This window comes from Psychrobacter sp. (genome assembly GCF_035469765.1).
Classification (GTDB): Bacteria; Pseudomonadota; Gammaproteobacteria; order Pseudomonadales; family Moraxellaceae; genus Psychrobacter.
Genome location: NZ_DATIRM010000214.1, coordinates 1 through 7,129 on the forward strand (window position 1 = coordinate 1; position 7,129 = coordinate 7,129).

Sequence of the window (7,129 nt, forward strand, 5' to 3'; positions counted from 1 at the left end):
TAGGTAAGGCTGGCACTTGGTTAAAAAAGGCAGTTATCACTTTAGATCAGCAAGCATATTGACTTTATTCTATAGCCTACAATAATTGATGGTAGGCTAATCATCCCAAGAATAAGAGTTTAAGACTAAAAAAGGTCATTGGCACTATAGCTAGTATGGTGCCAACGATCTTTTAATTATTTTATAATATTGCCAGATGATGCTCTCAAAGTTGGATATTAAGCATAAATCATTTGGTTTTAAACTCAAACTGGCAGCTTAGAAGCTATATTTGGCCATTATTTCGACTTGTTGACCTTTTTTTACTTGTGATAAGGTCTTATCGCTTCGATCTCTCCACTCAATACCAAAATCGAGATCTGGTAAATAATTATAGACAAGGTTTATACTTTTTACATTTACAGAAGTATCAGCCGCATCATCTACATTAATCTCGCCATAACGCATATTACTTAGAAGCTTCTCTGTAAATTTATGCCTATACCCTACCGTAAAGCCCGTTTGCGACACAAGTTCACCATTTTCAGCATCACAATCTAAAGCACCAGTCGCCCCAAGTGCTTTTCCGACACATACTGTAGAATAGGCTCCCATCCCTTTACCATTGAATACGCTCGCATGTAATGAGTCATTACCCAGTTTGAGTTTACCCGCCAAAGAAGCACCAATGCCTACATCTGAATCGTTTCCATTTTTAGCCTCACGCGCAGTGACTGCTAAGTTATAGCTAAGATCAGATATGTTATTTTTATAGCTGACCACCATATCAGGCAGGTTAGCTTCCTCATAAACAGGTTGTTGAGCGGTAAAACGCAGCCCTTTATGAGTATAATGCACCGTTAAATCTGGACGAATATCAGCCCCACCACCAGAGATGGTCCCTAATCCCGTACCTCGAAAATCAAGCTGTTCAGTCAAAAGCGGATAGACCGCCAAAAACTGCCCATTCCATGTCTTACCTACGGTCAAATCATTGACCTGAACATAAGCATGGCGAAGTCGCAAGTCTGATCCGCCATTTGCGGCATTGCCATAAAAATCCCCTTCAATAAAACCTGTTAATTTTTTGTCATCTACCTTCTTAGTGGTTTTAAGATTAATCCGAGATTGCCGTGCATTGCCTTTGAACTCTGACTCGCCTTCGTCTGGAGAATAAAATATACCTTCGGCTTTAACATAACCACCGATACTTAGAGTAGTATCTGCATTTGTGACAAGATCTATGGCTTGTGCCTGTGCACATACGCCAAGAACCGCCAAACCAAAAGACAACTTTTTGATATAAAGCATGACCTATACATTCCTTGTATTATTTGAAAATCCCTTTAAATGCCTATCGCTACTGTATTTTTTCACTTCATAAATACCAGTACTATCTCCTTGTACAAAAACACATGTCTCCTACTTTATTGAACCATTTCAAAATCAGTGATCGCGGCTTTTTTTGTCTCATCGATATTTTTCTTTTGTCCACTGGCTTTATCAAGATATACCAACACTGACTCACCGCTAGCGACAATAGTATTCATAGCGGTACTATAATAGGTATATTCATGAATCAAGCTGGCATTGCCAATTTTCTTGACTCGGACCCCAATCCATAAGGTATCAGGGTAGACCACTGGTTTGAAATATTGACAGGATGATGCTGCCATGACAGAAAAAGTCTTTTCATTAAAGAGATTTAATTGACTGTTATAGTGGATACGAGCATTTTGGGCATAAGTGTAATAGACCACATTATTGACATGGCCAAAAGAATCCATATCGCCCCACTCTACTTGTTGAGAGTAAATAACCGCAAAACCATGCATGGGATGGTTATTGTCTTTATTAAGCGTCTCTTGTATTTCTGGTAATTTTGCTAAAGCTTTCATAGTTATCTCGTCTAGTCACGCCAATGAACATACCTATTCAAATTATCAGTAAGTTCCATTAACTGCTTTTTTGCAGTCACTAATAGAGCTGTTTGGGCTAAATCAATTTTTCTGCGTGCATTAACCGCATTTTTTTCTTATCAAGCTTACCCACACTGGTCTTCGGCATTTCTACTAAAAATCTCACCTCACTTGGAATGCCGTACTTTGGCAGACGGCCTTTTTCTACCGCTTGATGACCTAAAGCTAAAATATCTTCCGCTTTCGTATTGGTATACTGAGGTTTTAAAACGGCTAAGGCTAATGGTTTCTCACCCCATTTTTCATCTGGTATGCCAATCACTGCAATATCAGCAATGCTAGGATGAAAAGATAAAACAGTTTCGACTTCAAGCGAGGATACCCATTCGCCACCTGACTTGATGACGTCTTTTAGCCTATCCGTAATTTTTAGAGTACCATCAGCGGTAATACAGGCAATATCTTGGGTATGCATCCAGCCACCGCGCCACAACTCATCGCCAGCATCTGGATTCTTAAAATAACTTTGGGTCAGCCAAGGCGCTCGAACAACGAGTTCGCCGGTCGACTCACCATCCATTGGTAAGGCTTTGCCATTCTCATCCCAGATTTCCATCGAAACGAGCATAATCGGTGAGCCAGAAAGACAACGATAATTTATCTGTTCTGTTATTGTCATAGCATTTGTCTGATCGCCGAATGCCATTCTGGCAAGTACAGGACAGGACTCTGACATCCCAAACCCCGAAATAAACTCTATGCCATTTTCAATAGCGGCTTCAGCTAGACCCTCGTTTAATTTGGAGCCCCCTACTAACAACTTAAGACCATTAAACTTGCGTCCTCGCGTTGCCATTTCTTTAAGTAACATTTGTAAAATGGTTGGGACACCATGTGAGAGTGTTACCTTATGGTGTTCAATCAAGTCAACCAATACTTCGGATACATATCGCCCTGGATATACTTGTTTTAGCCCTATCATGGTTGCCCCATACGGCCAACACCATGCGTGCACATGAAATAATGGCGTCATCGGCATATAAACATCATTGTAGCGAGCACCTTGACCTTCGGCACTGAGTGCAGAGGCTAGCGTACTCGATAGCGTCTGTAATACGATCTGTCGATGGGTAAAAAAGACTCCTTTTGGATCTCCCGTCGTGCCGCTCGTATAAAATGTGGTAGCGATAGTATTTTCATCGAAATCTGGAAAATCAAATTCATCACTGACCTTAGCTAGCATGGATTCATACTCACCTTCGACATAATCTGGCATGCTATCTTGCTGAGTTTTTATAGTGTCTTCACCATATTCAGCGTCATCCAGCCAAACAATTTTCTCAATAGAAGGGGCTTCATGACGGTAATTTTTGGCCATCGGCTCAAATTCAGCATTTAGTAACAAGGCTTTTGGTTTGGAATGGTTGATGGTATACAACACTTTATCTTCAGCTAAGCGTACATTGACCGTTTGCAAAATCATTCCAGACATAGGCACGGCAAAGTACGCTTCAAGGTAACGATGACTGTCCCAATCCATAACAGCAACTACATCACCTGCTTGCAAACCCATATTTTTAAGTACGTTTGCCAAACGATTAACGCGCTTAAAAAATTCAGCATACGTATAAGTAAACTTATCTGCATAACTAATAGTTTGATCTTTAGAGGCGATTTTTGCACGGTTTAGTAGCTGTTTGATAATCAAAGGAAAACCATACGCTTCTTGAGCTTGCTGGTAGTCCTCATGTTGGTTAAGTATCGTAGTCATTATGGTCATCCTTGATATTGAAATAATATGGCGAGAACAGTAATAGTAAAGGTAGCTTAAAAGAATTAAACTCGTTCTATCACCATGGCAAGCCCTTGCCCAATGCCAATGCATAAACTGACCACTGCATATTTTTCGCCCGTACGCTGAAGCTCGCGAGCGGTACTCAATGCTATTCTAGCGCCTGATGCACCAAGCGGATGTCCAATGGCAATCGCTCCGCCGTTAGGGTTAACGCGTTTGTCATCAAAATCAATATCCAAACCTTTTAGACAGCCGAGTACTTGCGAGGCAAACGCTTCATTAATTTCAATAATTGACATATCATCAAGGGTCAAGTCAGCACGCTTCAATGCCAGTTTAATAGCCTCAACAGGGCCTACGCCCATAATATTAGGCTCAACACCCATAGCACCAGACGAAAGAATCTTGGCAATAGGCTTAAAGCCTAGCTTTTCCTCTGCTTGTTTTGATCCAATAATAAGAGCAGCTGCGCCGTCATTGATACCTGATGCGTTACCTGCTGTGACGACACCTTCGTTATTTAAAGGATTAAGCTTTTGCAAGGCCTCAACAGTAGAGCTGGCACGAGGATGCTCATCTTCTGATATGGCTTTTTCTGGTAACTTTCTACCTTGCGATACCATAATTGGCGTTATCTCATCGTCAAAGAACCCAGCTTGTTTTGCCGCTTGGTACTTAGCTTGCGAGGCCGCTGCAAATTTGTCCGCTTCTTCGCGAGTAATGCCGTATTTGCGAGCGACATTATCACCCGTTTGCGGCATAGTATCGCTACCAAACTGTTTCTCGATGATAGGATTGGGGAAGCGACTGCCAATGGTGGTATCAAATACTTTAAACTCACGACTAAAAGGCTGCTCGGTCTTAGCAAAGACAAAGGGTGCGCGGGTCATTGACTCAACGCCGCCCGCTAAAATGATATCCCCCTCATTACAAGTAATGCTACGAGCGGCATCGATAATGGTCGATAATCCTGAAGCGCATAGGCGATTGACGGTTTGACCGGGCATTTTGACATTTAACCCTGCTAATAACACGGCATTACGGGCGATATTTCGTGAGTCCTCACCAGCTTGATTGGTATTGCCGATCAGTACCTCATCGAAAATATCGTTAGGTAATTGGTGTTTTTCAACCAAAGTCTTTATCACCGTGGCGATCAAATCATCAGGACGAACGGTTGCTAATGCTCCACCATGCCGACCAAAAGGGCTTCTTAATCCATCATAAATATAGGCATCTAACATAACTTTTCCTTGTTTTGTTTTGAGAGTTTGGCTTATTAAAATATAGGGTTTAGTAACATCGTTAAATAGCTAGGTCATTAGCCTTAATAATTGCTCTGCTGAGTACATAGTGAGATACCTAGCTTGGCGCGGCGTTGTAGCCATGGGCTTGGACGGTAACGTTGATCACCGGTTAACCCATAAATGCGTTCTAGGATAAGTAAAATTCTCTGAGCACCAAGCTCGTTGCCCCATGAGATAGGACCATACGGATAGCCTAATCCAAGCTTGACGGCATTATCGATATCTTCAGGAGAGGCAATACCTTGCATGGCAATATCACAACCTAGATTAATTACCATCGCAATGACTCGCTGCGCCACAAAGCCAGTACTTTCAGTAATAAGCGTGGCATCAACAGCTGCCTGTGTGGTTGATTTATCCTCAACTGAGCGGTTATCTAATCCTTTACCAAATAAAGCATAAGCTTGAATCACAAAGTTATCTTGAGTGACGATACTTGGCATCAAGGTACGATGCTTAGATAAGTCAGTCAGCATATCGATGGCGACCGCTTGTTTAGGATTCACTTGATAACGAATAGCAGCATTGGTCGTATCCTCGCCATAGATTGCCAGCAATATCAGACTGTCAGATTGTGGTTCGTCATTTCTATCAATAGTGATGTCGTTAGCATTTAGGTAATCAATCAGCTGTTGTTTGTCTTCTACTAAATCCGCCCCAATCCAGACTGATATGTTTGAGGTATCAGACCCTGTTTTAGAAAATGATGCTTCAAACGATGATGATTTAGACGTATTTGATGTCAATTTTTGACCGTCTTTATACTGGTAAAAACCTTCGCCAACTTTGCGACCAAGCTTTTTTCCTATTAGCATTTGACGTGTTAACGGATGGGGGCGATAGCGAGGCTCAGAATAATATTGATTATAAATCGACTCCATCACTGGATGCGACACATCGATACCGGTGAGATCAAGCAGCTCAAATGGTCCCATCCGAAAGCCTGCACCCTCACGTAAGATACGATCGATATCCTCGAAACTGGCGACCCCCTCGCCTAATATTTTTAATGCTTCTGTACCGTAAGCTCTGCCACCATGATTGACAATAAAACCTGGTGTATCTTTCGCTACTACACCTAAATGCCCCATGCACTTGGCTAAATCTTTAAGCGTCTCTACCACTGAAGCTCTAGTAGAGATGCCCGGAATAACTTCAACGATTTTCATGAGCGGCACTGGATTGAAAAAGTGAAATCCTGCCACGCGCTCTGGATGATCACAATCAGAGGCAATCGCGGTCACCGCTAGCGATGAGGTATTAGTTGCCAAAATCGTCTCAGCAGAGACAATGCTTTCTAACTGTTTGAAAAGCTGTTGTTTTATTTCTAAATTTTCTATGATTGCTTCAATTACTATCTCAGCTTTTACAATTTGGGTCAGATCTTCAATCACGGTCAAATTGTTCAAAGTCGACTGTAGTTGCTCATCCGTAAATTTGCCTTTAGCTGTTAGTTTTTCGAGCATGGTTTGAAGAGATTGACGTCCTTGCTCAGCAGCTCCTGCCTTAGCATCAAATAAGAGCACTTGAATCCCAGATTGGGCAGCAATTTGGGCAATACCCATACCCATAATACCGGTGCCAATAATGGCCAATGTGTTCACTGTCATAATAATCCTTTATATGATCTTGTTAACTAGCCTCGTTTTCGAAGTTGATTAGCTATGCTTCTCTATAATTCGACAAGCTATTGCCCTTTGTATTCAGCACGACGTTTTTCTAAGAAGGATTTTGCACCTTCTTTTTGGTCTTCAGTATCGAACAAAATCTGAAAGGCTTTACGCTCTAAAGCCAACGCGGCTTGTAGTGGCATATCTACCCCTAAATTGGCGACTTCTTTAATTTGGGTTAAGGCAATAGGCGAATAATCGGCTAATTGTTCAGCAATCTCGACGGCACGCTTAATAGTTGCCTCATCTTCGACTACTTCAGAGACCAGCCCCATTTGATCCGCTTCATCTGCGCTGATCATGTCACCAGTCAATATCAGCTTCATGGCTTTATGTTTGCCAATCACGCGAAATAGCCGCTGCGTGCCCCCTGCTCCTGGCATCAGCCCTATTTTGATTTCTGGTTGTCCAAACTTAGCAGACTTACCAGCAACAATAATGTCGGCGTGCATAGCGAGC

6 protein-coding genes are annotated in these 7,129 nt (G+C 42.1%); all 6 read right to left on the reverse strand.

Going from position 1 to position 7,129, the window contains the following annotated elements:
* Window positions 1–258: 258 nt before the first annotated feature.
* Window positions 259–1,290, reverse strand: a complete 1,032-nt coding sequence (locus VLN09_RS06045) for a hypothetical protein (RefSeq protein ID WP_325244648.1) — start codon at window positions 1,288–1,290, stop codon at window positions 259–261.
* 116 nt (window positions 1,291–1,406) lie between these two features.
* Window positions 1,407–1,877, reverse strand: coding sequence for a thioesterase family protein (locus VLN09_RS06050; RefSeq protein WP_325244650.1), 471 nt, complete (start codon window positions 1,875–1,877; stop codon window positions 1,407–1,409).
* A gap of 97 nt (window positions 1,878–1,974) precedes the next feature.
* Entirely contained in the window at window positions 1,975–3,669 is a 1,695-nt protein-coding gene (locus tag VLN09_RS06055) for a fatty acid--CoA ligase (protein WP_325244652.1), read from the reverse strand.
* A gap of 65 nt (window positions 3,670–3,734) precedes the next feature.
* Window positions 3,735–4,937 (reverse strand): 3-oxoadipyl-CoA thiolase, encoded by a 1,203-nt coding sequence (locus VLN09_RS06060; RefSeq protein ID WP_325244654.1) that lies wholly within the window; start codon window positions 4,935–4,937, stop codon window positions 3,735–3,737.
* A gap of 83 nt (window positions 4,938–5,020) precedes the next feature.
* Window positions 5,021–6,610, reverse strand: a complete 1,590-nt coding sequence (locus VLN09_RS06065) for a 3-hydroxyacyl-CoA dehydrogenase (RefSeq protein WP_414709093.1) — start codon at window positions 6,608–6,610, stop codon at window positions 5,021–5,023.
* Between the two features lie 77 nt (window positions 6,611–6,687).
* Window positions 6,688–7,129 (reverse strand): enoyl-CoA hydratase-related protein (locus VLN09_RS06070; protein ID WP_325244656.1); only part of this gene is annotated, 442 nt, incomplete at its 5' end.

Bases quoted from the DNA above. Each gene is read 5' to 3' on its own strand.
- VLN09_RS06045 (WP_325244648.1), bottom strand. From the start codon at position 1,290: ATGCTTTATATCAAAAAGTTGTCTTTTGGTTTGGCGGTTCTTGGCGTA.
- VLN09_RS06050 (WP_325244650.1), bottom strand. From the start codon at position 1,877: ATGAAAGCTTTAGCAAAATTACCAGAAATACAAGAGACGCTTAATAAA.
- VLN09_RS06055 (WP_325244652.1), bottom strand. From the start codon at position 3,669: ATGACTACGATACTTAACCAACATGAGGACTACCAGCAAGCTCAAGAA.
- VLN09_RS06060 (WP_325244654.1), bottom strand. From the start codon at position 4,937: ATGTTAGATGCCTATATTTATGATGGATTAAGAAGCCCTTTTGGTCGG.
- VLN09_RS06065 (WP_414709093.1), bottom strand. From the start codon at position 6,610: ATGACAGTGAACACATTGGCCATTATTGGCACCGGTATTATGGGTATG.